This window comes from Hafnia sp. HMSC23F03 (assembly GCF_001816025.1).
GTDB lineage: Bacteria > Pseudomonadota > Gammaproteobacteria > Enterobacterales > Enterobacteriaceae > Hafnia > Hafnia paralvei.
Genome location: NZ_KV824214.1, coordinates 63,843 through 86,175 on the forward strand (window position 1 = coordinate 63,843; position 22,333 = coordinate 86,175).

The 22,333-nt window shown below is 48.6% G+C and carries 22 protein-coding genes and 1 riboswitch; of the genes, 5 read left to right on the forward strand and 17 right to left on the reverse strand.

Annotated features, from left to right (window positions below; translation table 11 throughout):
* Positions 1-63: 63 nt before the first annotated feature.
* On the reverse strand, positions 64-1,107 hold the full coding sequence (locus tag HMPREF3091_RS05900; protein WP_070714762.1) for a DUF1176 domain-containing protein: 1,044 nt from the start codon (positions 1,105-1,107) through the stop codon (positions 64-66).
* A gap of 235 nt (positions 1,108-1,342) precedes the next feature.
* Here HMPREF3091_RS05900 and HMPREF3091_RS05905 point away from each other — a divergent pair, with 235 nt between their 5' ends.
* Positions 1,343-2,512, forward strand: coding sequence for a lysozyme inhibitor LprI family protein (locus tag HMPREF3091_RS05905; RefSeq protein WP_246839958.1), 1,170 nt, complete (start codon positions 1,343-1,345; stop codon positions 2,510-2,512).
* Positions 2,513-2,634: 122 nt separating this feature from the next.
* Here the strand turns inward: HMPREF3091_RS05905 and deoD are convergent, their stop codons facing one another.
* The 4 genes from deoD to deoC all read right to left on the reverse strand — a co-directional run bounded on the left by deoD (position 2,635) and on the right by deoC (position 7,130).
* Positions 2,635-3,369: a purine-nucleoside phosphorylase gene (gene deoD / locus HMPREF3091_RS05910; RefSeq protein WP_004846800.1), complete on the reverse strand. Its 735-nt coding sequence runs from the start codon at positions 3,367-3,369 to the stop codon at positions 2,635-2,637.
* Between the two features lie 94 nt (positions 3,370-3,463).
* Positions 3,464-4,687, reverse strand: coding sequence for a phosphopentomutase (gene deoB, locus HMPREF3091_RS05915; RefSeq protein ID WP_070714765.1), 1,224 nt, complete (start codon positions 4,685-4,687; stop codon positions 3,464-3,466).
* Positions 4,688-4,795: 108 nt separating this feature from the next.
* Entirely contained in the window at positions 4,796-6,118 is a 1,323-nt protein-coding gene (gene deoA, locus HMPREF3091_RS05920) for a thymidine phosphorylase (protein ID WP_035502629.1), read from the reverse strand.
* A gap of 232 nt (positions 6,119-6,350) precedes the next feature.
* Positions 6,351-7,130, reverse strand: a complete 780-nt coding sequence (deoC, locus tag HMPREF3091_RS05925; RefSeq protein WP_004846795.1) for a deoxyribose-phosphate aldolase — start codon at positions 7,128-7,130, stop codon at positions 6,351-6,353.
* Between the two features lie 445 nt (positions 7,131-7,575).
* On the opposite strand from deoC, the gene HMPREF3091_RS05930 reads away from it, so the two are divergent.
* Complete coding sequence (locus HMPREF3091_RS05930) at positions 7,576-9,138, forward strand: YjjI family glycine radical enzyme (RefSeq protein WP_070714768.1); 1,563 nt, start codon at positions 7,576-7,578, stop codon at positions 9,136-9,138.
* Positions 9,110-9,973 carry a YjjW family glycine radical enzyme activase gene (locus tag HMPREF3091_RS05935; protein ID WP_070714770.1) on the forward strand — a complete coding sequence of 288 codons (864 nt, stop codon included), beginning with the start codon at positions 9,110-9,112 and terminating at the stop codon, positions 9,971-9,973. The genes HMPREF3091_RS05930 and HMPREF3091_RS05935 overlap by 29 nt, the downstream gene beginning before the upstream one ends.
* Before the next feature lie 49 nt (positions 9,974-10,022).
* Here the strand turns inward: HMPREF3091_RS05935 and HMPREF3091_RS05940 are convergent, their stop codons facing one another.
* The 12 genes from HMPREF3091_RS05940 to HMPREF3091_RS05995 form a co-directional block, all read right to left on the reverse strand.
* Entirely contained in the window at positions 10,023-11,009 is a 987-nt protein-coding gene (locus tag HMPREF3091_RS05940; RefSeq protein ID WP_070714772.1) for a glutathione S-transferase family protein, read from the reverse strand.
* Positions 11,010-11,144: 135 nt separating this feature from the next.
* Complete coding sequence (locus HMPREF3091_RS05945; protein ID WP_004846785.1) at positions 11,145-11,540, reverse strand: DoxX family protein; 396 nt, start codon at positions 11,538-11,540, stop codon at positions 11,145-11,147.
* A gap of 297 nt (positions 11,541-11,837) precedes the next feature.
* Entirely contained in the window at positions 11,838-12,131 is a 294-nt protein-coding gene (locus HMPREF3091_RS05950; RefSeq protein ID WP_004846782.1) for a YqjK-like family protein, read from the reverse strand.
* Positions 12,128-12,529 (reverse strand): phage holin family protein, encoded by a 402-nt coding sequence (locus HMPREF3091_RS05955; protein WP_004846780.1) that lies wholly within the window; start codon positions 12,527-12,529, stop codon positions 12,128-12,130. Before HMPREF3091_RS05955 ends, HMPREF3091_RS05950 begins: the two co-directional genes overlap by 4 nt.
* Positions 12,529-12,834 carry an ElaB/YgaM/YqjD family protein gene (locus HMPREF3091_RS05960; RefSeq protein WP_004846778.1) on the reverse strand — a complete coding sequence of 102 codons (306 nt, stop codon included), beginning with the start codon at positions 12,832-12,834 and terminating at the stop codon, positions 12,529-12,531. Before HMPREF3091_RS05960 ends, HMPREF3091_RS05955 begins: the two co-directional genes overlap by 1 nt.
* Before the next feature lie 136 nt (positions 12,835-12,970).
* Positions 12,971-13,360 (reverse strand): DUF1090 domain-containing protein, encoded by a 390-nt coding sequence (locus tag HMPREF3091_RS05965; RefSeq protein ID WP_004846774.1) that lies wholly within the window; start codon positions 13,358-13,360, stop codon positions 12,971-12,973.
* A 401-nt stretch (positions 13,361-13,761) separates the two neighbouring features.
* Positions 13,762-14,163, reverse strand: a complete 402-nt coding sequence (gene mzrA, locus HMPREF3091_RS05970; RefSeq protein ID WP_004846770.1) for an EnvZ/OmpR regulon moderator MzrA — start codon at positions 14,161-14,163, stop codon at positions 13,762-13,764.
* Between the two features lies 1 nt (position 14,164).
* Entirely contained in the window at positions 14,165-14,842 is a 678-nt protein-coding gene (locus HMPREF3091_RS05975) for a DedA family protein (RefSeq protein WP_004846768.1), read from the reverse strand.
* Between the two features lie 92 nt (positions 14,843-14,934).
* Positions 14,935-15,429, reverse strand: coding sequence for a hypothetical protein (locus HMPREF3091_RS05980; protein ID WP_070714774.1), 495 nt, complete (start codon positions 15,427-15,429; stop codon positions 14,935-14,937).
* A gap of 258 nt (positions 15,430-15,687) precedes the next feature.
* Positions 15,688-16,083: a fluoride efflux transporter CrcB gene (crcB, locus tag HMPREF3091_RS05985; protein ID WP_004846759.1), complete on the reverse strand. Its 396-nt coding sequence runs from the start codon at positions 16,081-16,083 to the stop codon at positions 15,688-15,690.
* A 204-nt stretch (positions 16,084-16,287) separates the two neighbouring features.
* A riboswitch (Fluoride riboswitch) is annotated at positions 16,288-16,402 on the reverse strand.
* A 45-nt stretch (positions 16,403-16,447) separates the two neighbouring features.
* The gene (exuR, locus tag HMPREF3091_RS05990) at positions 16,448-17,221 is read right to left on the reverse strand and encodes a transcriptional regulator ExuR (protein WP_004846757.1); all 774 of its coding nucleotides are present in this window, start codon (positions 17,219-17,221) and stop codon (positions 16,448-16,450) included.
* A gap of 192 nt (positions 17,222-17,413) precedes the next feature.
* On the reverse strand, positions 17,414-18,709 hold the full coding sequence (locus HMPREF3091_RS05995) for an MFS transporter (RefSeq protein WP_070714776.1): 1,296 nt from the start codon (positions 18,707-18,709) through the stop codon (positions 17,414-17,416).
* A 628-nt stretch (positions 18,710-19,337) separates the two neighbouring features.
* Between HMPREF3091_RS05995 and uxaC the strand changes: the two genes are divergently transcribed.
* Both uxaC and HMPREF3091_RS06005 read left to right on the forward strand, forming a co-directional pair.
* Positions 19,338-20,747, forward strand: coding sequence for a glucuronate isomerase (gene uxaC, locus HMPREF3091_RS06000; protein ID WP_070714778.1), 1,410 nt, complete (start codon positions 19,338-19,340; stop codon positions 20,745-20,747).
* Between the two features lie 109 nt (positions 20,748-20,856).
* Positions 20,857-22,332, forward strand: a complete 1,476-nt coding sequence (locus HMPREF3091_RS06005; protein ID WP_070714780.1) for a tagaturonate reductase — start codon at positions 20,857-20,859, stop codon at positions 22,330-22,332.
* The last annotated feature ends 1 nt before the right edge of the window (position 22,333 follow it).

Genomic DNA, 22,333 nt, shown 5'->3' on the forward strand with positions numbered 1-22,333 from the left:
CCAAAAGCCGCATAGTACTATGCGGCTTTTGGTTTTTTGGCAGTAACAACAGCAAACGCAGTTCTATCGCGCAGGCTTCACATCAGCAATAAACGTCGGTAAATCCCAAGTTCCACCTAACCGGATATACCGACACATGCCGGTATCGGACACTTTGCTTTGACGAAAGGCCTGTCCGTCCCACACCCAGCTCGCCATCGACATGCAATCAGCTGGCCCGCGCCCTTTCTGGCTTAATGAAATAACGCCTGCGTCATAGCTGGTGCCGGAATCTGTCACCATGACCGGTTTTTCTTTCAACGCATTATCGATCACCCAGTAGCCGTAGCCTTCGTTGTAGGCCGCTCGCCAGCAAAGTGTCGAGAGAAGAGCATGTGTTTTATCGAGCGGCGTTAGCGTAATTCCCTCATCACTTTCAGCAGTGTCATCTGGGGATGGCTGTAAACGGTCACATCCGTCATCCGGTGTCAAAGTGGAAACCAATTCAGGTTTCAGCGCAGCAAGCTCAGGAGCGGTCAACGGGCGCGCTTTTCCTGTTTCAGTCTGCACCGCCTGAATCACCGGCGCAGGGATCTCGGCCAACACGCTGTCCTCAGGCTTATTCCCTTTTTTCACCATCGCCCCCGGTGTACCAATCCGCCCTTGAACATCATCCATCTTTAGCATTACTGCGTATGCACCGTCGCCAGAAAGTATGAAGGGATCGGGAGCGCCTCTGAACTCAACTTTTCCCGTTCCTTTTAGAGCACGAATGAGCTTCTGATTCTGCACCGCTGATAAGTGCCAGATATCATTTTCTCCCACCTTGGCCTCCCCCTCGAATTTATCATCGATCCACATTGTGAGTTTCTTAGGGGGCTTATCGGCCGATTCAACTTCAGCCAAAATAACTTCGCCGCTAATTGGCGTATTAGGGCCTGCTTTGCGCGTAAACAAGAGTGAGCCGCTAGGCTGTTCTTCTGTGCTATAACCCGCCGCACGGCAGGTTAACGTGTTATCGCAAGTGACTTCCCAGTCTTTATGATCGAACGAAACCCCGCTCGCAGCCCAAGCTGGCATACTGGATACCGCTGCTAACAATAGCGTTAATTTATGTATTCGCTTCATGCCATATATTCCTTAATAGTGATCCGATAACTGTGCACTTCAGATCGCATAAACCGGAGCTGTATTTTGATCTGTTCTGCGGTTATCTTTCCGTAAACGATCTCATTTAGCTATGATCTTGATAAAATACGACGATAAGAAGGGACTTTCATTGATGCTGCACAGCACCTGCAATTACATTTGTTCTTCAATGGCAAAGAGACGCATTTTTTCATCGTTCATTCGCGCTGGGGTTATGCTGCCCCTCATCATGTGTACCGCGCCAGTATTTGCAGCCTCTTTTGACTGTGAAAAGGCGGAAAGCAGCATAGAGCATGCCATCTGCGATACCACGTCATTAAGCGTCCTCGACAGTAGTTTGAATGAAAGCTACCAGATCGCGATGTCTAACCTTCCAACAACTCAAGCAAATGAGTTACGCACGGCCCAAAGAAACTGGATCAAGCAGCGCAATGGTTGTGCAGCAAATCCCGATCGGCTCGAAAGCTGTCTACAAAAAAGCATGGAGCAGCGTGACCGTGGGCTGCAAGAGATAGCCGGCCAAGCAACATCAACGCTAGACAACATCATTCGAGCCATACCTGCCAATCCAGCGATTGCAGCACAGAAGTTAGCGTTATATCGCGGCCCCCTTGCTTCTGCTTGGCTCGTTTACCTCCACCAGTTTGAACCCTCTAGCCAGATAACCGACGCAGAAGCCGCACAACGCTACCAACAGGCGGTAAAAGGGTTAGGTAGCTCATGGGCTGGCGAATTGCTTCATGACATAGAAAAAGATCCGGCGACAACCAAAAACTCAGCCACGCTTACCCTGCTACGCATGACAATTGAACAAAATGAAAATCACTATAGGGAAATCATTAACGGCAAAGAAAGGGAGTATGCCCATTGCTTTATTTTCAAGCGCCAAGGGAAAGCCGCCTATGACACATTTGGCGCGCTGTATGGCTCATCTCTCGACGGGAACGCGCCGATTTGTTCGCCGCAAGGGGATTTATTTCAACGCCCCGCATGGAAACAATTAAATGACGCAATGGCAACGATCGTTGATAAAGCCAGCTTAAATATGGGAACCATACGTTCAGCCAGCTATGCCGACTGGAGAATGTTCGATCTGCGCGTCACTTTGTCACCGCGAGATTTCCTTAAAACTGAGCCCAATACGACAACGGCTAATAGCCCAGAAAGTGAAATCCAAGCTTGGAACGATAAAGAGTGGCCAAAACAGGAACGTGATGCCGTACTGAATGCGGCTAATGAGGCGCGTAAAACAACGGCACAATGGCTTGTGACAGAACAACATTTCACGCAGGCCGATGCGGAGAAGGCTGCTAACGCCATCGTTCAGGATTGGTTAACCATGCGCTTGAATTTTATCGGTGAATCACCACTCTCTGATGAATAATCGCTCCCACGTCACCGTTTATTTTACTTTTAGGTTAGCGGGTAGTTCGATTAATTAGCTGAAAGCCAAAAACGAAAAAGGCTCCAATCTGGAGCCTTTTAAACAATCTAAAGTGCCTGCAATTATTTTGCAGCAGCTTCTTCTGCATCACCCAGCAGAACGGATTCCAGAGCAATTTCAATCATGTCGTTGAACGTCGTCTGGCGTTCTTCGGCAGTGGTCTGCTCGTGGGTACGGATATGGTCAGAAACGGTGCAGATGGTCAGCGCTTTCGCACCGAACTCAGCCGCTACGCCGTAGATACCTGCCGCTTCCATTTCCACGCCCAGAATGCCGTATTTGTCCATTACGTCGAACATAGATGGATCTGGAGTGTAGAACAGGTCAGCAGAGAAGATGTTACCTACGCGAGCGTTGATGCCTTTCGCTTTAGCCGCGTCAGATGCATTACGTACCATGTCGAAATCTGCAATCGCAGCATAGTCATGGTCTTTGAAACGCAGACGGTTAACTTTAGAGTCAGTACATGCCCCCATACCGATAACCACATCACGCAGTTTAACGTCCATACGTACAGCGCCACATGAACCAACGCGGATAATTTTCTTCACGCCGAAATCAGTGATCAGCTCTTTCGCATAGATAGAGCAAGATGGGATACCCATACCGTGACCCATAACAGAGATCTTACGACCTTTGTAAGTCCCGGTGAACCCCAGCATGCCGCGCACGCTGTTTACCTGACGGACGTCTTGCAGGAAAGTTTCAGCAATGTGTTTTGCACGCAGCGGATCGCCCGGCATCAACACAACGTCTGCAAAATCACCCATCTCGGCATTAATATGCGGCGTAGCCATAATTCGTATCCTTTTGGTATATGAATCTAGATATTCAAACTTGCTGTGAAATGAAACGCCAGCCGATTCATTAAAATCGGCTGGCGCTCAGAAATTAAAACATGGATTTACCGTAATCCATTGGCGACAAACCAAAGTAGTTCGCTACCGTTTGACCAATATCAGCGAAGGTTTCACGGTGTCCCAATGAACCTGGTTTCACTTTAGGGCCGTAAACCAATACCGGAATGTGCTCACGAGTATGGTCAGAGCCAGCCCAGGTTGGGTCACAGCCATGGTCAGCGGTGAAGATAATAATATCGTCATCTTTCACCAATTTCAGCATTTCTGGCAGACGGCGGTCAAACAGCTCCAGCGCAGCAGCATAACCCGCTACATCGCGACGGTGGCCGTAAGAGGAGTCAAAGTCGACAAAGTTGGTGAACACGATAGTGTTGTCACCCGCTTTCTCCATTTCCACCAGCGTGGCGTCAAACAGCGCATCGATACCGGTCGCTTTCACTTTCTGGGTGATCCCAACGTTCGCGTAGATATCGGCAATTTTACCGATAGAAACCACTTCGCCGCCCTTCTCATCAACCAGCTTTTTCAACATAGTTGGAGCCGGTGGCTCAACGGCTAAATCGTGACGGTTGCCGGTACGCTTAAACTCACCCGTTTTGTCACCCACGAATGGACGCGCAATAACGCGACCGATGTTGTAACCACCTTTGGTCAGCTCTTCACGCGCGATTTCGCACAGCTCATACAGACGATCCAGCCCGAAGGTCTCTTCGTGGCAGGCAATCTGGAATACCGAGTCAGCCGAAGTGTAGAAAATCGGTTTGCCGGTTTTCATGTGCTCTTCGCCCAACTGATCTAAGATCACGGTACCTGAAGAGTGGCAATTTCCTAGATAACCCGGCAGATTGCCGCGTTTTACCAGAATATCCAGCAATTCCTGCGGGAAGCTATTTTCATGATCGGAGAAGTAACCCCAGTCGAACAGAACCGGAACACCGGCAATTTCCCAGTGACCAGACGGGGTATCTTTACCGGAAGAAAGCTCGCTAGCATAGCCATATGCGCCGATGATTTCGGCGTTTTTATCCAGCCCCTGCGGGAAACGCCCCGTAGATTCTTCAGCCGCTTTACCCAATCCTAAACGGCTCAGGTTTGGCAGCGTCAATGGACCTTTACGACCGATGTCGGCTTCGCCGCGCGCGCAGGCGTCAGCGATATGACCTAAAGTATCGGAACCCACATCGCCAAAGCGTTCAGCATCTTCACTCGCACCGATACCAAATGAGTCTAATACCATGATAAATGTACGTTTCATCTTACTCTCCTGCGCTTTAGCGCTGTGGCCAAAGAGCCGATGCAAACTTGGCGACTCTTTGGTTTTAATTCTTAGGCTGGCTTAACGCCCACGCATTAAGTATGGCGTTTACTCGGTGATACGGCGATAGACAACCGGATTTTCTGCCGGCGCTTTATCACCCAGAACGATAGCGTTGCGAACGGCCTGAGCCGCCTGCTGCCAAGATGCTTCATCGCAAGCATGCACTACCGCCAACGGGCGCTGAGCGTCAACTTTATCACCCAGACGAACCATATCGGTTAAACCAACGCTGTAATCAATGCTGTCAGTAGCACGGCGACGTCCACCGCCAAGTCCAACGACAGACATGCCCAATTCACGGGTATCCATAGCGGTAATAATACCACTGTGCTCAGCAAAGACAGGCTTGCTTAATGTCGCTTTTGGCAAATAGCTGTCGTAGCGTTCAACGAAATCAGCCGGGCCACCTTGCGCGGCAACCATACGACCAAAGACTTCAGCCGCTTTACCGTTATCCAGTACCGCTTGCAGTTTATTGCGGGCGTCTTGTTGATCTGCGGCCAAATTACCAGAAATCAACATTTCAACGCATAAAGCCATAGTGACTTCAAGCAAACGCGGATTGCGATACTCGCCCGTCAGGAACTGGACCGACTCTCGCACCTCAACCGCATTACCCGCGCTGGAAGCCAATACCTGATTCATATCCGTCAGCAATGCCGTGGTTTTACAGCCCGCACCGTTAGCCACGCCAACGATCGACTGAGCCAATGCTTCGGATAGCTCAAAGGTTGGCATGAAAGCACCAGAGCCGACCTTAACGTCCATAACCAGCGCGTCTAAGCCTTCAGCCAGTTTCTTCGCCAGAATGGATGCCGTGATCAGTGGGATAGAATCAACAGTCGCGGTAATGTCACGCGTCGCATAGAAACGTTTGTCGGCAGGAGCCAAAGAGTTGGTCTGGCCAATAATTGCCACGCCAACTTCAGAAATAATTTTACGGAAACGCGCATCGTCAGGGAAAATATCAAATCCCGGAATCGCTTCCAGTTTATCCAGCGTACCGCCGGTATGGCCTAAACCACGGCCTGAAATCATCGGAACATAACCGCCGCATGCGGCCACCATTGGGCCAAGCATCAGAGAGGTTACGTCACCTACGCCGCCGGTGGAGTGCTTATCAACAATCGGGCCATTCAGGTTCAATGCTTTCCAGTCCAGAACGGTACCGGAATCACGCATCGCCATCGTCAACGCAACGCGTTCAGGCATGACCATATCGTGGAAAAAAATGGTCATCGCTAAAGCGGCAATTTGACCTTCAGAGATCGTATTGTCGCGAATGCCATTGATGAAAAAGCGAATTTCTTCTTCGCTCAGAGCATGTCCATCACGTTTTTTACGAATAATTTCTTGTGCCAGGAACAAGGTTGTATCCCCCTGCTGATTTATATCTTCTTTCGTTGAGTCAAAGCTCAAGACATCAGATATAGGTGTAGGTTAAGAGGTATGTTCTGCGGAACGCCCCGCATCATCTATTCAATTCAAGTACTAACAATGACCGCGACGAAACCGTCGCGGCAAAAGATTCGCTTAATCTTTCATTCATTGACGCTGCTGCATGAGAAACCATGCAGATCAGCGTCAAGAAACAACAGAATTAGTAAGCGCTGCCAGTGCCTTTGGTGTCATAGCCCAGCGTTTTCAGCAGGCTCGCCAACAGGCTGGAAGCACCGAAGCGGAAGTGGCGGGAATCAGCCCAGTCATCGCCCAGCAGACGACCTGCCAGAGCCAGATATTCGGCAGCATCTTCAGCGGTACGTACGCCACCCGCTGGCTTAAAGCCAACGGTTTTGCTGACGCCCATATCGCGGATCACGGTCATCATGATTTCAGCGCTTTCTAAAGTCGCGTTAACAGGCACTTTACCGGTTGAAGTTTTGATGAAGTCAGCGCCCGCCTTGATAGAGATTTCAGACGCTTTACGGATCAGTGCGGCATCTTTCAATTCGCCGGTTTCGATGATCACTTTCAGCAACACGCCAGCTTCATTACAGGCGTCTTTGCAGACTTTAACCATGTCGAAACCAACCTGCTCGTTGCCAGCCATCAGTGCGCGGTATGGGAATACCACGTCAACTTCGTCGGCACCGTAAGCGATAGCCGCTTTGGTTTCCGCCAGAGCAATAGCGATGTCATCGTTACCGTGTGGGAAGTTGGTCACGGTTGCGATATGAATTTCAGGGGTGCCTTGTTCGCGCAGCGTTTTACGCGCGATAGGAATGAAACGTGGGTAGATGCAAACTGCTGCGGTATTACCAACGGGGCTTTTTGCCTGATGGCACAAGGCGATCACTTTTTCATCAGTGTCATCTTCGTTCAGAGTGGTCAGATCCATCAACTGTAACGCACGTTTTGCAGCAACTTTTAAATCAGTCATTTTACTCTCCAACTTGGCTGAACTGGCTTGGCCGAGATTCAGACACAATGATTTAGGGTTCGGAGGCTTCACTGTTCACGTTAAACGCGTAAGCCTTGAAGGTATCCCAATACGTTGGCGAGCGGACTTGGTTCCTTGAAGATACTGTTCCGGCTAAAGACCGGAAAGCAACTGAGATCCTTCTCACCGCATATGGCCCTTCATGGTCAACATCATATGTTACTATTTGAACACAAACCCTCCGTCACATTTGTGCTCAACATCACAGTCAATGAAAAACAGACTGTAACGTTACGAGATTATATGTGATTAACATCACGAAATAACCTCTTATATCGATGAAAAACGCATTACCTTCTACCAGCCTATATCAGGATCAATAGATTGCCAGCTCATCATCTTTAGAATGACGGTCAAACAGGACTATTGCCCGCAGAGAGGCGTTATGACAAATTCCACCGATACGACTTCACTACCTTCTTTCTTACAGCGTTGCCAGCAAATTGCCACCAGCGAAACGCTCTCTCCAGAGCAAAAACGTCACTTTTTAGCTCTTGAGGCCGAGAACGCATTGCCCTATCCAAGTCTACCGCCAGAGGCGCGTCAGGCACTGGATGACGGCGTAATTTGCGATATGTTCGAAGGCCACGCTCCGTACAAACCGCGTTACGTTCTGCCGGATTACGTCAAGTTTCTGGCACAGGGATCGGAGTATCTGGAACTGGAGCCAGCACTGGATTTTGACGACGCCTTGAATATGCTGTGCATCCTGTACCACCATGTTCCTTCCGTCACATCGATGCCGGTGTTTCTCGGTCACTTAGACAGCTTACTGCTGCCTTATGTTGGAATTCTAACAGAAAACGAATTATATATCCGCATAAAACGTTTCTGGCGTTATCTGGATCGCACTTTACCTGATGCTTTTATGCACGCTAACATCGGGCCTAGCGATAACATATTGACGCGTCTAATTTTACGTGTAGACGCAGAGCTCAAGCAGGTTGCACCCAACCTAACCTTTATTTACGATCCGCAAATCACGCCGCAATCCCTACTGCTTCAAGCCGCCAGCAACATCTGTGAATGCAGTAAACCACACATCGCTAACGGCCCTATTCATGATAGTATTTTCACAAAAAATGGCTATGGCATTGTGAGTTGCTACAACTCATTGCCTCTCGCCGGCGGTGGAAATACGCTGGTGCGCATCAATTTGAAGCAGGTTGCCTTGCGTAGTGAATCCTCAGAAGATTTCTTTACCCATCAGTTGCCTTATTACTGTCGTCAGCAGATTGAAATCATCAATGCACGTACTGATTTCCTCTATAACCAGTCGAACTTCTTCACCCAGAGCTTCTTGGTTAGCGAAGGGTTAATCGATCCACAGCGCTTCGTCCCTATGCTTGGCATTTATGCGCTAGCAGAAGCCGTTAATATTCTGATGGAAAAAGACCGCCTGACGGGAAGCTATGGCGAAAACGACGCAGCCAATCAACTTGGCTATCGCATCAGCAATCAATTAGCTGAGTTTGTCGCACAAACGCCGGTGCAACACGGATGGAAACAACGCGCGATGCTGCATGCACAGTCAGGGATTAGCTCTGACATTGGCACTACGCCGGGAGCTCGTATTCCCTACGGCACTGAGCCCGATCCGGTCACACATCTGATGACCGTTGCGCCGCATCATGCTTATTATACCTCTGGCATCAGCGATATTTTGACACTGGAAGAGACCATCAAGAGAAATCCTGAAGCCATGATGCAACTCTGCTTAGGTGGATTTGCCGCAGGAATGCGTGAGTTCTCAGCCAACGTCTGCGGCAACGATCTGGTTCGCATCACCGGCTATATGGTACGTCTGTCCGATATTGAAAAATTTAAAGCAGAAGGTTCCCGTCTAAATACGACATGGCTAGGTGAAGAAGCGGCCAAAAACACCGGTATCATGCAACGCCAGCCACGAGTGATAAGCCATGAACAAACGATGCGCTTCGGTAAGTAAAATCTTACCATTTTCCTGTGTCGATGGGCCAGGCAGTCGTCTGGCCATTTTTCTGCAAGGCTGCAATCTTCGCTGCAAAAATTGTCATAATCCGTACACCATTGGGATGTGCGATAACTGTGGCGACTGCGTGACAACCTGCCCTCATCAGGCGCTTAGTTTGGTGAGTGGCGAAGTGCAGTGGGATGCTAACGTCTGCCAGCAGTGCGATACCTGTCTACACACCTGCACCCAGCACTCAAGTCCTATGACGCAAAGTTATAGCGTTGACGCTCTTCTGAATCAGGTCAAACGCAACGCGCAGTTTATCAATGGCGTGACCGTCAGCGGCGGTGAGGCGACTCTCCAACTCCCCTTTTTATGTGATTTTTTTGCCGCGATAAAATCCAGTCAAGGGTTAGCGCATCTCACCTGTCTGGTTGATAGTAATGGCGATTTATCAGAAACCGGTTGGCAAAAACTGTTGCCTTGGATAGACGGGGCAATGCTCGATCTCAAAGCATGGGATAACGAATGCCACAAAGCATTAACGGGGCGAGATAACTATCGGATTAAACAAAGCATTCTATGGTTGGCAAAACGGGGAAAATTGAGTGAACTGCGTTTATTAGTGATCCCTGAGCATAGCGATCACCTCCAGCATGTAGATGAACTGGCTGAGTTTATCTTATCACTCGGCAATGTTCCTGTTCGCCTCAATGCCTTTCACCACCACGGTGTACGCGGAGAAGCAAGCGGATGGAAAAGTGCGACGCAACAAGATATAGAAACGCTGGCTGAAGCACTGACCCAACGAGGCGTTAAGCAAATCACTCGTCCAGCCCTCTATTTATAACCGTTGCGACATTCCCCCTCCATTTTTGAGAGGGGGAATTGATCATTAATCAGCTAAATAGCTTGTCGCGGCCATGCGGAGCCTCTAAATCTTGCTTTGGCCCAATCGAAATGATCCCCGTTGGGTTGATGGTTTTGTGGCTGCGGTAATAATGGTGACGAATGTGATCCAGATTGACCGTCTCTTTCACTCCCGGCATCTGATAAATATCGCGTAGGAAACCGTATAAGTTTGGATAATCGCTGATGCGCTGCCAATCGCATTTAAAGTGGGTCACATAGACCGGATCAAAACGGACTAAAGTCGTCCATAATCGCAGATCGGACTCGGTCAAACGTGTACCGGTTAAATAGCGCTGACGGGAGAGAATGCTCTCCAGTTTATCCAGTGAGGCAAATACCGACCTGACCGCTTCATCATAGGCATCCTGAGCGGTAGCAAATCCGGCTTTATATACACCATTATTAACGGTGTCATAGATCCAGCTATTTAGCTCATCGATCTCAGTACGTAGTTCCTGCGGATAAAAATCACCGGGTTTAGCGCCAATTTCGTCAAACGCGGTATTAAACATGCGGATAATATCTGAAGATTCATTACTCACGATAGTTTGCGTTTGCTTATCCCAAAGCACCGGTACCGTCACGCGTCCGGTATAGTGAGGATCGGCCTGTAGATAGAGCTGATAGAGAAAATCGTGGTGATAAAGCTCATCGCCGGTCGCCGCAGGGAAGTTGGTTTCAAACGTCCAGCCGTTTTCCAGCATCAGAGGACTGACAATAGAAACCGGAATCAGGCTTTCCAATCCTTTGAGTTTGCGAACCAGTAACGTGCGATGAGCCCATGGGCAAGCCAGGGAGACATAGAGATGGTAGCGATCTTTTTCAGCGGCAAAACCTGACTCACCGTCTGGGCCTAAAGAGCCATCAGGAGTGATCCAATTACGGAATTGCGCGTTCGAACGCTTAAAACGTCCGCCGGTAGATTTAGTGTCATACCAGACATCTTGCCAGATGCCTTCAACGAGTTGTCCCATAAATCCTCCAGATGGATACTCGGCTCAATAAGCTCAAGTATGTTGTCATTTAAAAGCATAAAGGGGCATGTTTGCCCCTTTATCGTATTTCTAAATCATAACGCCATTCACTCTACATAATTCGAGTGACGGGTATTACCATTTTTTATTGAGCAAACGGTCAATACTAAATGCGCCAGGACCAGATACAGCCAGAACCAAATAGCCACCAGCGATGGTCAGGTTTTTCATGAACATCAGTTGGTTAACGCCGTCGGCAAAGTTCGAATGGAACAAAAATGCGGTCAGCAGGGTAAAGCCCGCGGTAAACAGCGCCGTAGTACGAGTCAAGAAACCAAACAGAATGGCTAAACCACCGCCCAGCTCTAACAAAATAGTTAACGGCAGAAGCGCCCCTGGAACGCCCATCGCTTCCATATATTGCTGAGTCCCAGCATAGCCTGTGATTTTTCCCCAACCGGCGGTGATAAACAGGATTGGCATCAAGATGCGGGCAGCCAGTAGTGCGATGTTTTCTAGTTTGTTGCTCATTTTTAACTCCAGACAATTTTAAGGTGCCGCTTTAGCAGCTTTGTTCGGTATGAGGCGTGCATTCCATCTGGCTTAACCAAATCGTGGAGCCCGTATCTCGATGGAGCTAATACTAGGACAAAGACTGAAAAAGTGTTAGCGAGTAAAATTGCTGAATTTCTTCAAAAAAACTGAAGCTAAAAAATTATAAGAAAATAACTAAATACAATAAGTTAAAAGATAGCAGACAAGTAATTTCTTTGGTTACTAGTTATCAGAGGGATAAAAGCACAGATATTTTGTGGGAAACTGCGGAGATTAAGCCTTGGAGTAAAAGGCATTACGTACAACTTTGACGATGCCCCACACGCTAAATGCACGACGAGTCCAGCGCGCCGTTTTAGCAGGATGGCGAGCGCCATAGAGCGCTAATAGACTCGATCCTAACAGCATGAATTTACGTAACCGCATCACAGCGGAAACACGATGGTCGAATTTCGCAGTGAGCTGTAACCACGAACGACGTTCACCGGCCAAATCAAGACGCTGCTGCTGAATTTGACGCAGCAAGCGTGCTTTCTCCAAGGCGAGTTCCTGACGATTACGGCTCACTTGCGATCCTCTTCCAGTAGCTCTCTATCAATCTCAAGCTGGCGGCGAGTCGCCCCTAACAGCGTTGAGCGTCGAGCTTTGGTGATTGTCCAGATTGCCCCGATTAATGCCAGCCCCAGTAAAACTGCGGTGGTGATCCCTAACGCCATCAAACGATGGGCAGGATCAATGGCTAAGAAGAGCAACACCAACAACGTCATTAAACCAAAGGCGGTAAACAGCAGCGTGACGCCCGCCATCATCAGTAGTTGAATAACGTTCGCTTTCTCTTCTTCCAGCTCCACCACGGCTAAACGCAGTCGTGTTTCAACCATGCCAACAATAATGGTGACAATGCGCTGAGCGGTACTCAGAACCCCGCGAGCGGGGCCCTGAGAAGTTGCGTTATCGGCAGGCATTAGCGGCGAGCCAATAGAACGCCTAACACCACACCAACGGCAGCGCCGATGCCAACACCAGTCCAAGGATTATCATGAACATAGCTATCTGCACGATCTGCGATTTCTTTGGTTTGTGCAGCAACTTTCTCACCTGCCGCATTCAAGCGAGCGCGGCTACCTTGTAACGCACTTTCAGCTTTCGCACGGATTTTTTCCAGCTCGGCCTTCGGTTTGTCGGTGGAAGAATTCAGAACCTCTTCCAAGGTATCGGCGAGGGACTTCAGTTCGGCACGTAATTGCTCGGAAGTTGAATCGTTAGCCATTCCTAGACTCCTTAACTTTACTGATATGGTCTTTTAACATAGCGAGCTTTTTCCATGAGCGCAAAGGTAATTGCCACATATCCTTCTGCATCTGCCGTATTTGGTATGAAAAAACTCGGCGATTAGACACAGTAAATTACTGTCCCAGCGCCTGCTGTGCCTCTTTTAGCTCAGCACGAGCTTCGTCCAGTTTTTTCTCTTTTTTAGAAATTTTGTCTGCTTTACCGGTTTGTTGCGCTTCGACGAGTTCCTGCTGGCGTTCAGCGACTTTCTGCTGTTTTTCTTTCACATTATTTTGCAGTTCAGAGCGTAGCCCCGCTTCAGTACAGTGGCTCTTCACTTCGCTTAGTGCTTTTTGTAAACCGGCCACACGATGCGTGTTGTTGTGCTGTTGAGCATACTGAATCTGCTCTTCAATACTCTGCTGTTTGCTGGCACAGGTTACCGCCGAGGCGTTAGCCGCTGTGCTCATCAGGCCAAAAGAAGCAACGGTAATAGCTAAAATTGCAGTTTTTTTGAATGTCATGAAAAGTCCTTATTGTGTTGTGAACTGCCCTGCTCCGAGGACATATATCCTTTCATCGTTAAAACAAATACTCGGATATAAGAGAACAATTGAGTGGGCAGAACGGTGCCGCTCATTGGTAACTATAACCTGTAATTATTAACGATTACTTATCACTTAGTTTAAATAATAGGTGCGTTACATCAAGATAGGAGCGCGAAAAATGGAAAAATCAGACAATACTGATAAATAAAAACAGAGCCATACGGCTCTGATGCTGATCGTTTAAGAGATCGAGATACACGGGGCTAGCACACCGCGGGGCGCTCCGGCAGCTAAAGCTGCTACGACCCCATCGGTGTACTTCCCCTAAAATCGCGCTTAAGTGACCAGCATTAGCCATACGGCCCTGCTTTTATTGTTTAGCTGTTAAGTCTCGCTTGCCTGGGAGGATCCTTGACGTCGCTTTCGCTCGATTGAAACAGCGAACGTCGATGGGTTTTATAGGCAATACTGTAGCCACGCGGCAGCACGCTTTGCAGTACCTGCATCGCCTCTTCCTGCTGCTCTGGCTTCGCTAAATGAACCAGTAAACCATTCGAGTCAGGCGTAATACTTTTGATACTAATGCCGTGCTCATCCAGTTTCTGATAAACAAAAAAACCATCCGGTGTCGCAAGCCCAGCCTGAGTCGCGCTAATTTGTAACGTTGTTTCTTTATGAGTTAGATGCGGAGCTATCCACCACGCAAATACACCAATAATCAACGCTAAGAGCAATAAGGCGCGTTTCCAACCAAGCCGCTGAATAAGTAGCAGAGTCACGTTATTTCCTCTGCTCTGGCTGAGTCGTTGAATGTTTTTTACGCCATAGAACAACCAACGAGCCAACTAGACCAAACACCAGCAGAACCAGTGGCAACATCATCAGGAGGAACATCAGTTGATCTTCATAACGCAGGAACAGCGGCGTTTTACCCAACACATAACCCAATGTGGTCAAAATCATGACCCACAGGAAACCACTCATCCAGTTAAAGAACTGGAAACGCGTACTGCTTAAACCGGACAGGCCAGCAATCAACGGCAACAAAGTACGCACGAATGCCAGAAAACGACCGACCAGCAGCGCCGATAAACCGTGTTTGTGGAACAGCTGATGCGAACGCTGATGATAATGGGCAGGCAGATGGGCAAGCCACTTTTGCACTAATCGCGTATTTCCCAGCCATCGTCCCTGTATATACCCAACCCAGCAACCAAGGCTGGCCGCGGTGGTTAACACACAGACCGTCATGGCGAAGCCCATGGTGCCTTTCGCAATCAGTACACCAACCAAAATCAGTAAGCTGTCACCCGGTAAAAAGGCTGCTGGCAGCAAACCATTTTCCAGAAATAAAATGACAAATAAAATGCCGTAAATCGTCCACACTAGCGACGGGTTCGCCAGCGTCTCATAGTCCTGTTGCCACAGGGCATGTATTAATTCGTTAATCATATCCATCGAGTATTCCTAACTGAAAATTCGGAGGGTCCATCCGCCAGCTCATCTCATGGACGTCACAAAGGACGATGGAATTAGGGAGCTAGCTAAGTTTAACCAACGTGCGCTTCGGCGTCAGGTTGGTCATACGTCAGCTTGCCTCTGTATAAAATATTACTCTCTTTCCAGCCACCCAACCGATTTTGATGGGGAGGAAGTTGTAACGTTCGCAGCAGCACCAAAGAAATTCCCTTGTCGCGATACTGACGAGTCACATCAAAAGAGGCGGTGTTCGCATGTGCAGATAGGGAGGTATCTGGGAGTGTAGGAGCAATTCGGCCCTGTTCTGAACAGGACTTCAAGTGAACACGCAGCAGCGCGGTCAGCTTACGCGTATTGGATTTACGCGACAGGCTACGTTCACTTTCACCAGTGAGTTGCATCACTGATATAGATGAGACATCTGTTAGCGATTGAGCAAAGTAGCTATCTGCTTGAGAGAAATAGCAATTAGCGCTGTGCGAATGCCAAGCCGTTTGCTTGCCAGAGGCCATACTGGCCCAGCATAACAATAGGAACATCGTGGTGGCAGACGAAAGACGCTTCAATATTTTGTTGCTTCCAGATACATGCAGAAAAAAACTCGGCTAACTGTAGCAAAATCACCGTCAGGGAAACAGCAGAAAATGAGCAATTTCCACGACCAATTTTACCTTAATGATGGTCGTTAACACTTGGTTTCAGTTGGGTTGAACAAACAGATGACGTCAAACACAGGAAGAAAAATAAGGTGGGGAATAAAAGGTAAAATGAAATTTGCCGTGTTTACATAAAAATACTTGGTCAACACGGCATTATTAGGTTTTTCACCCCGGCATTGAGCCACGAGTTAATAGCGCATATCCCGCCGCAACCGCAAGCATGCATAGCACTAAATTCAAGATCACGTTCAAGGCAGCGCGTAGCCAGAATCCCTCAGTGAAGAGTGCGAGCGTATCAAATGAAAAAGTGGAGAACGTCGTCAATGCACCAAGAAACCCGACGGCAATCAACGGACGCCAGTGCGGCGCAATCAATGTTCCTGTGTTTAAAGCAGCCACCAGCACTCCCATGATAAAACAGCCGACAACGTTGACCGTCAGCGTTGCATAGGGAAACGATGTGCCGAACCAACCACTGAACCAGGTGGTAATTTGAAAACGTGTAATAGCTCCCACCGCGCCACCAAAGGCAACAATTAATAACGTTAAGCCATAGCTCATGGCAAACTCCTCAAAAATAACGGATAAGGCGGTTAACGAAGGCGACTTGATTAGCGACAGGGGAAAGATGCTTGCCCGGCAACCAAGCGCTATCGCCCTGTATATACCCGTCATACTTCAAGTTGCCTTTTTGTTGGCTGCGTTCGCTTGCCACCTCAATGCCACTTGAATTATTTAAGGTATAACAGAGAAATAAAACTCAGACTTCTGCCAGGCGTCATCAGCGGAAAAGAGAGAACTCTTTCGGCGGTTTTTAGCTATGTAAGAGTCCACATAGAAATCTTACAGCCAAAGGTGGAACACCATCACCTTACTAAAGTATAAGTTAAGCCCGTGACTCGACACAACCGCTTAACCATACGGCTTATTTGCCGTTGGTAACGCCATCCAAATGCACGACAGGATTTTCGGCGAACAAATACCGATCGACGTTAAACTCGAAATCGTCCGTTGTCGCCTGAAAAAGCATTTGCTTGGTATTTTCTAAATGCTGCCACATCGCCACTTTTGCGCCGTAAGGATCTTTGCGCATCAATGCTTTGAGGATCTTATCGTGATCTTCACACCAACTTTCGATCGAGACATCGTCGATATGCTCATGCAATTTCAACCAGTATGGGTTGTGGATACGCTGGCTCCACATTTGCTCTACTATTGTCGCCATTGCTGAATTCTGCGTCGCCAAGGCGACCTGAACATGGAACTTCAGATCCCATTCCGAATCACGAAAACGGTCTTCCTGACGTGCATGCTCTTGAATCTCCATCAACGCCACAATATCTTGCTTAGTTACCTGGGTCGCCGCAAACTCGGCGATATTACTCTCGATAAGCTGACGCGCCTGTAAAAGCTCAAACGGCCCTGCACTCGCAAACTGAATATTGCTATTAGGCTGAATCAACGTTTTTGGCTGATTACTAATAACGTGGATACCTGACCCTTTACGAACCTCCACATACCCTTCCACTTCCAGCATGATGATCGCCTCGCGAACAACCGTTCGGCTCACGTTCATCTCTTCAGCGATAAAACGCTCGGCTGGCAGTTTCTCCCCCACAGGATAAACGCCGGACTCGACGCGCTGCTTTAGCTCTGCGGCTAACTGTTGGTACAGTCTTCTGGGTTCTGTGAATTCCATTTAGGGTGCTCTATTAGGGTTAATCGGCAAATGTTGTGATACATACATTTATGAATCTGTTATACCACTTTTCCAATAATCTCACCAGAGACCCCATGCACGCTCAAGTGAGAGATAAAACCTTGAGGTAAAAAAAATCCGCCGATAAACGGCGGATTTTTAGCACATAGTCGGAGGCTCCGTCGCTAAACGCTATACGGTTGCTTTCTGGCTATTCGCTTCAATTTCAACTTCTTCCGCGGTACGGTTTTGCAATACCGTCCAGATAACTAATGCACCCAGTAGGTCAAATACAGCCAACGCAGCAAACAGTGGACTAAAGCCGATGGTATCAGCCAAAGCCCCCACGACTAACGCAAACAGGGTACTTGCCGTCCATGCCGCCATACCGGTTAATCCGTTTGCAGTGGCCACTTCGTTGCGTCCAAACACATCGGAAGAGAGCGTAATCAAAGCACCAGACAGTGACTGGTGAGCAAAACCACCGACGCACAGCAGAGCAATAGCCGCATAAGGACTTGTGAACAGACCAATCATACCTGGGCCAATCATCAAGAATGCGCCCATGGTCACCACCAGCTTACGAGAAACAATCAGGTTCACTTTAAAGTATTTCTGGAATAGCGGAGGCAGATAACCGCCTAACACGCAGCCAACGTCGGCAAACAGCATTGGCATCCAGGCAAACATCGCGATTTCTTTCAGGTTAAAACCGTAGGCTTTGAACATGAACAGCGGGATCCAAGCATTGAAAGTCCCCCACGCTGGTTCGGCCAAAAAACGAGGCAATGCGATGCCCCAAAACTGACGGTTACGCAGGATTTCCCATGCAGACATACGCTTCGCGTTATTGGTCTGGTGATGAGCTTCCTGACCGCTCAGAATATAGTCACGCTCTTCGTCAGACAGTTTTTTCTGATCTTTCGGATGTTTGTAGAAGATTAACCAGCAAATAGCCCAAATCAGGCTCAGCGCACCCGTAATGATGAACGCCATTTCCCAGCTGTGTGCAACGATAGCCCACACCACTAACGGCGGAGCAATCATGCCACCAATGGATGACCCTACGTTAAAATAACCCACCGCGATGGAACGTTCTTTCGCTGGGAACCATTCAGATGAAGCTTTAAGACCCGCAGGGATCATTGCCGCTTCAGCCATACCCACCGCACCACGAGCAATGGCCAAACCACCCCAGCTGCTAGCTAATGCGGTGCCCATACAGAACACGGCCCACAGGATGGCAAACAGTGCGTAACCCACCTTTGTACCCAACACATCAAGCACATAGCCCGCGACTGGTTGCATAATGGTGTAGCACGCGGAGTACGCAGCAATAATATAAGAGTATTGCTGAGTGGTGATGTGCATCGTGTCTTGTAAGGTCGGAGCAGCAACAGCAATGGCATTACGAGTCAAGTAACCCAGTACAGTTCCTACGGTAACCAAGGCTATCATGTACCAGCGTAAGCCTTTAATTTTACGCATTTAAACTCTCTCCCAGTATATCCCGTCACGTTTCAAGCTACGTCAGCGTTAACCGATTAACAGCATCTTGAAATGGCTTGGGCATAGAACTTTGCCTTGTGGAACGCCTTTGGCGAAATGTGCAAGGCCGCAATGAACCGCGCTTGTGGCTGCGCCGCGTAATAACTCTCCATATTGAAACGGTGATGGCGTTACTTACGTGGTACCCATCTACCTTATTCATCTGTGCTACAGCGCTAAAACTACAGTCTCAGATGGAAAGTTCGGACGTTCCTGTTCCGACTTTGAATTAACTTTTATGACTTGGCCAATCGACATTGGTCAAACCACTGCTCATGATTGGTTAGGGCAATACTCATTTCGCAGCGGTGGCTAAGATAACTTGTCATACAGATTTAAAAGTTGAGAGCCATCACAAAAACCATTTTTGGATTAAGGAATAATAAACCTATGCAGAATCCCTACTAAAAAGTATCTACATAAGCAAAAGCACTGAGTGATAGTGCCGTTTTATCGCTTTCATTACGTTAAACGCGGAAAAAGTTCTGGACGAGCGCCATAATTGGTGTGATAACTTTAGCCGCAAAGAATAGCTCACTGAAGCTTTACGCTCCTGAGGAACCCGATGATGTCGCAATTTTTAACCGAAGATTTCTTGCTGGATACCGAGTTTGCACGCCGTTTGTACCACGATTATGCGGCAGAGCAGCCAATTTTTGACTATCACTGTCACTTGCCACCTGAACAGATCGCTCAGGATTATCGGTTCAAAAACCTGTATGACATCTGGTTAAAAGGCGACCATTACAAATGGCGCGCAATGCGCACTAACGGCGTTGCTGAGCGTCTATGCACCGGCGATGCTAGCGATCGTGAGAAGTTTCAGGCATGGGCCGAAACCGTCCCTCATACCATCGGCAACCCGCTCTACCACTGGACTCATCTAGAACTACGTCGTCCGTTTGGTATCACAGGAACGTTGCTTTCTGGCAATACGGCTGACGATATCTGGAATCGCTGTAATGCACTGCTGGAGCGCGACGAGTTCAGCGCTCGCGGTATCATGAAACAGATGAACGTGAAAATGGTGGGAACCACTGACGACCCTATCGACGATCTAAGTCATCATAAAGCTATCGCGCTAGACAGCAGCTTCGACGTGAAAGTGTTGCCGAGCTGGCGTCCAGATAAAGCATTCAATATTGATGCTGCCGTTTTCCCTGAATATATGCAGAAACTGAGTGCAGTTGCTGACGTAGATATTCGCAAATTCAGCGATGTATGTGATGCTCTGAAAATTCGGATGGACCACTTTGCGGCTCACGGCTGCAAGGTGTCTGACCACGCACTTGATGTGGTTATGTATGGCGAAGCAGATGAAACCACGTTAAACGGCATTCTTGCTCGTCGTTTGGAAGGCAAAATGCCAACTGAACAGGAAGTTGCCCAGTTTAAAACGGCGGTACTGCTGTTCCTCGGAGCCGAATACCAAAAACGCGGTTGGGTTCAGCAATATCACATTGGCGCACTGCGTAATAACAATTCACGCATGTTTGAAACGGTTGGGCCAGACATTGGTTTTGACTCAATTCACGATGCACCAGTCGCCTTTGCGCTCTCTCGTCTATTGGACGCACAAAACCGCTCTACTGGCTTGCCAAAAACCATCCTTTACTGCCTAAACCCACGAGATAACGAAGTGATCGGCACCATGATCGGCAATTTCCAAGGCGAAGGCATGGCGGGGAAAATGCAGTTCGGTTCAGGTTGGTGGTTCAACGACCAGAAAGACGGCATGCAGCGTCAAATGACTCAGCTCGCACAGCTTGGTTTGCTCAGCCGCTTTGTTGGCATGCTCACCGATAGCCGCAGCTTCTTGTCTTATACCCGTCACGAATATTTCCGCCGCATTCTGTGCCAGATGATTGGCCGCTGGGTCGAAGACGGAGAAGCACCAGCAGACATTGAACTGCTGGGGAATATGGTGAAAAACATCAGCTTCGATAATGCGAAAAACTATTTTGCGATTGAGTTGTAAGAATCCTGGGGCGGTTTAGCCGCCCATTTTTTAAAGACCCCATTCTTGTTTATTTTATATATTGATGACCGCCATAACATGGCGGTCACGCTCTGAGGTAGCTCCTAAAATGCAAACCCTTAATCGTCGTGACTTCCCTGGCCGCCAGCACCCTGACAAAGTTATCCAATTCGGTGAAGGTAATTTCCTGCGCGCGTTTGTGGATTGGCAATTAGATCTACTGAATGAGCATACCGATTTAAATGCGGGCGTAGTCGTTGTACGTCCGTTGAACAGCGATTTCCCACCGTCGCTGAGTACCCAAGATGGGCTTTTCACCACCATCATTCGTGGTCTGAACGAGCAAGGTGAAGCGGTGCGTGAATCACGCATCATTCGCAGCGTAAACCGCGAAATCAATATGTATCAGGACTTTGATGCTTATTTGGCGCTGGCTCATGATGCCAATATCCGTTTCGTGTTTTCGAATACCACCGAAGCCGGGATTAGCTATGTGCCCGAAGATAAGCTCACGGATACGCCACCTGCCAGTTTCCCTGCGAAGCTTACTCGCTTGTTATACGAACGTTTCTGCCATTTTGACGGTGCCGCTGACAAAGGTTGGGTATTGCTGCCGTGCGAATTGATTGACTACAACGGCGAAGCACTCCGCGAGCTGGTACTGCGCTACGCACAACAATGGGATCTGCCATCGCGCTTTATTCAGTGGTTAGAGCAAAATAACACCTTCTGCTCTACTTTGGTGGACCGCATTGTGACCGGATACCCACGCGGTGAAGTTGAAGCCTTGACTGAAGAGTTAGGTTATCAGGATGCCTTTTTAGATACGGCTGAACATTTCTATCTGTTCGTGATCCAAGGGCCGCAGTCGCTGGCACAAGAGCTACGTTTAGATGCATTTGCAAAAAATCATAAACCGCTGAATATCCGTATTGTTGACGACATTAAGCCATATAAAGAGCGTAAGGTTGCGATTCTTAATGGCGCCCATACGGCGCTCGTTCCCGTCGCATTTTTGGCGGGCTTGAACACCGTGGGCGAAAGCATGAATGACGCGCAGGTGACAGAGTTCGTTGAAAAAGCGATTAGCCAAGAGATCGTACCGGTATTAGATCTCCCTGCCGATGAATTGAAATCATTTGCTGATGCCGTATTGAGCCGTTTCCGTAACCCGTTTATCCAGCATCAGCTGCTTTCTATCGCTTTGAATGGGATGACTAAATACCGCACCCGTATTCTGCCTCAGGTGATCGCTTATCAGCATAAGACGGGCAAACTACCACAGCGCTTGTGCTTTGCTTTGGCCGCGTTGATTGCTTTCTACCGTGGCGAACGTAACGGCGAAACTTACCCACTGCAAGACGACGCTCACTGGCTTGAACGCTATCGTACGGGCTGGGACGCTGTGCAAGCAGGTACCCAAAGCCTGAATGATCTCGTGCATACGATCCTGAGCGACGCCGATCATTGGGGCCAAGATCTGAATCAGATCCCTGAGATGACACAAACGATCGCTGATTATTTGCAGCAAATCGATCAGCAAGGCATGCGTTCTGCCGTTTCATCATTGTCCGCAGTTGCCTAAG

What these genes read in the sequence shown, in the direction of transcription:
- HMPREF3091_RS05900 (WP_070714762.1), bottom strand. Translation starts at nt 1,107, where the DNA reads ATGAAGCGAATACATAAATTAACGCTATTGTTAGCAGCGGTATCCAGT.
- HMPREF3091_RS05905 (WP_246839958.1), top strand. Translation starts at nt 1,343, where the DNA reads ATGCTGCCCCTCATCATGTGTACCGCGCCAGTATTTGCAGCCTCTTTT.
- deoD (WP_004846800.1), bottom strand. Translation starts at nt 3,369, where the DNA reads ATGGCTACGCCGCATATTAATGCCGAGATGGGTGATTTTGCAGACGTT.
- deoB (WP_070714765.1), bottom strand. Translation starts at nt 4,687, where the DNA reads ATGAAACGTACATTTATCATGGTATTAGACTCATTTGGTATCGGTGCG.
- deoC (WP_004846795.1), bottom strand. Translation starts at nt 7,130, where the DNA reads ATGACTGATTTAAAAGTTGCTGCAAAACGTGCGTTACAGTTGATGGAT.
- HMPREF3091_RS05930 (WP_070714768.1), top strand. Translation starts at nt 7,576, where the DNA reads ATGACAAATTCCACCGATACGACTTCACTACCTTCTTTCTTACAGCGT.
- HMPREF3091_RS05935 (WP_070714770.1), top strand. Translation starts at nt 9,110, where the DNA reads ATGAACAAACGATGCGCTTCGGTAAGTAAAATCTTACCATTTTCCTGT.
- HMPREF3091_RS05940 (WP_070714772.1), bottom strand. Translation starts at nt 11,009, where the DNA reads ATGGGACAACTCGTTGAAGGCATCTGGCAAGATGTCTGGTATGACACT.
- HMPREF3091_RS05945 (WP_004846785.1), bottom strand. Translation starts at nt 11,540, where the DNA reads ATGAGCAACAAACTAGAAAACATCGCACTACTGGCTGCCCGCATCTTG.
- HMPREF3091_RS05955 (WP_004846780.1), bottom strand. Translation starts at nt 12,529, where the DNA reads ATGCCTGCCGATAACGCAACTTCTCAGGGCCCCGCTCGCGGGGTTCTG.
- HMPREF3091_RS05960 (WP_004846778.1), bottom strand. Translation starts at nt 12,834, where the DNA reads ATGGCTAACGATTCAACTTCCGAGCAATTACGTGCCGAACTGAAGTCC.
- HMPREF3091_RS05965 (WP_004846774.1), bottom strand. Translation starts at nt 13,360, where the DNA reads ATGACATTCAAAAAAACTGCAATTTTAGCTATTACCGTTGCTTCTTTT.
- HMPREF3091_RS05975 (WP_004846768.1), bottom strand. Translation starts at nt 14,842, where the DNA reads ATGGATATGATTAACGAATTAATACATGCCCTGTGGCAACAGGACTAT.
- crcB (WP_004846759.1), bottom strand. Translation starts at nt 16,083, where the DNA reads ATGAGCTATGGCTTAACGTTATTAATTGTTGCCTTTGGTGGCGCGGTG.
- exuR (WP_004846757.1), bottom strand. Translation starts at nt 17,221, where the DNA reads ATGGAATTCACAGAACCCAGAAGACTGTACCAACAGTTAGCCGCAGAG.
- HMPREF3091_RS05995 (WP_070714776.1), bottom strand. Translation starts at nt 18,709, where the DNA reads ATGCGTAAAATTAAAGGCTTACGCTGGTACATGATAGCCTTGGTTACC.
- uxaC (WP_070714778.1), top strand. Translation starts at nt 19,338, where the DNA reads ATGTCGCAATTTTTAACCGAAGATTTCTTGCTGGATACCGAGTTTGCA.
- HMPREF3091_RS06005 (WP_070714780.1), top strand. Translation starts at nt 20,857, where the DNA reads ATGCAAACCCTTAATCGTCGTGACTTCCCTGGCCGCCAGCACCCTGAC.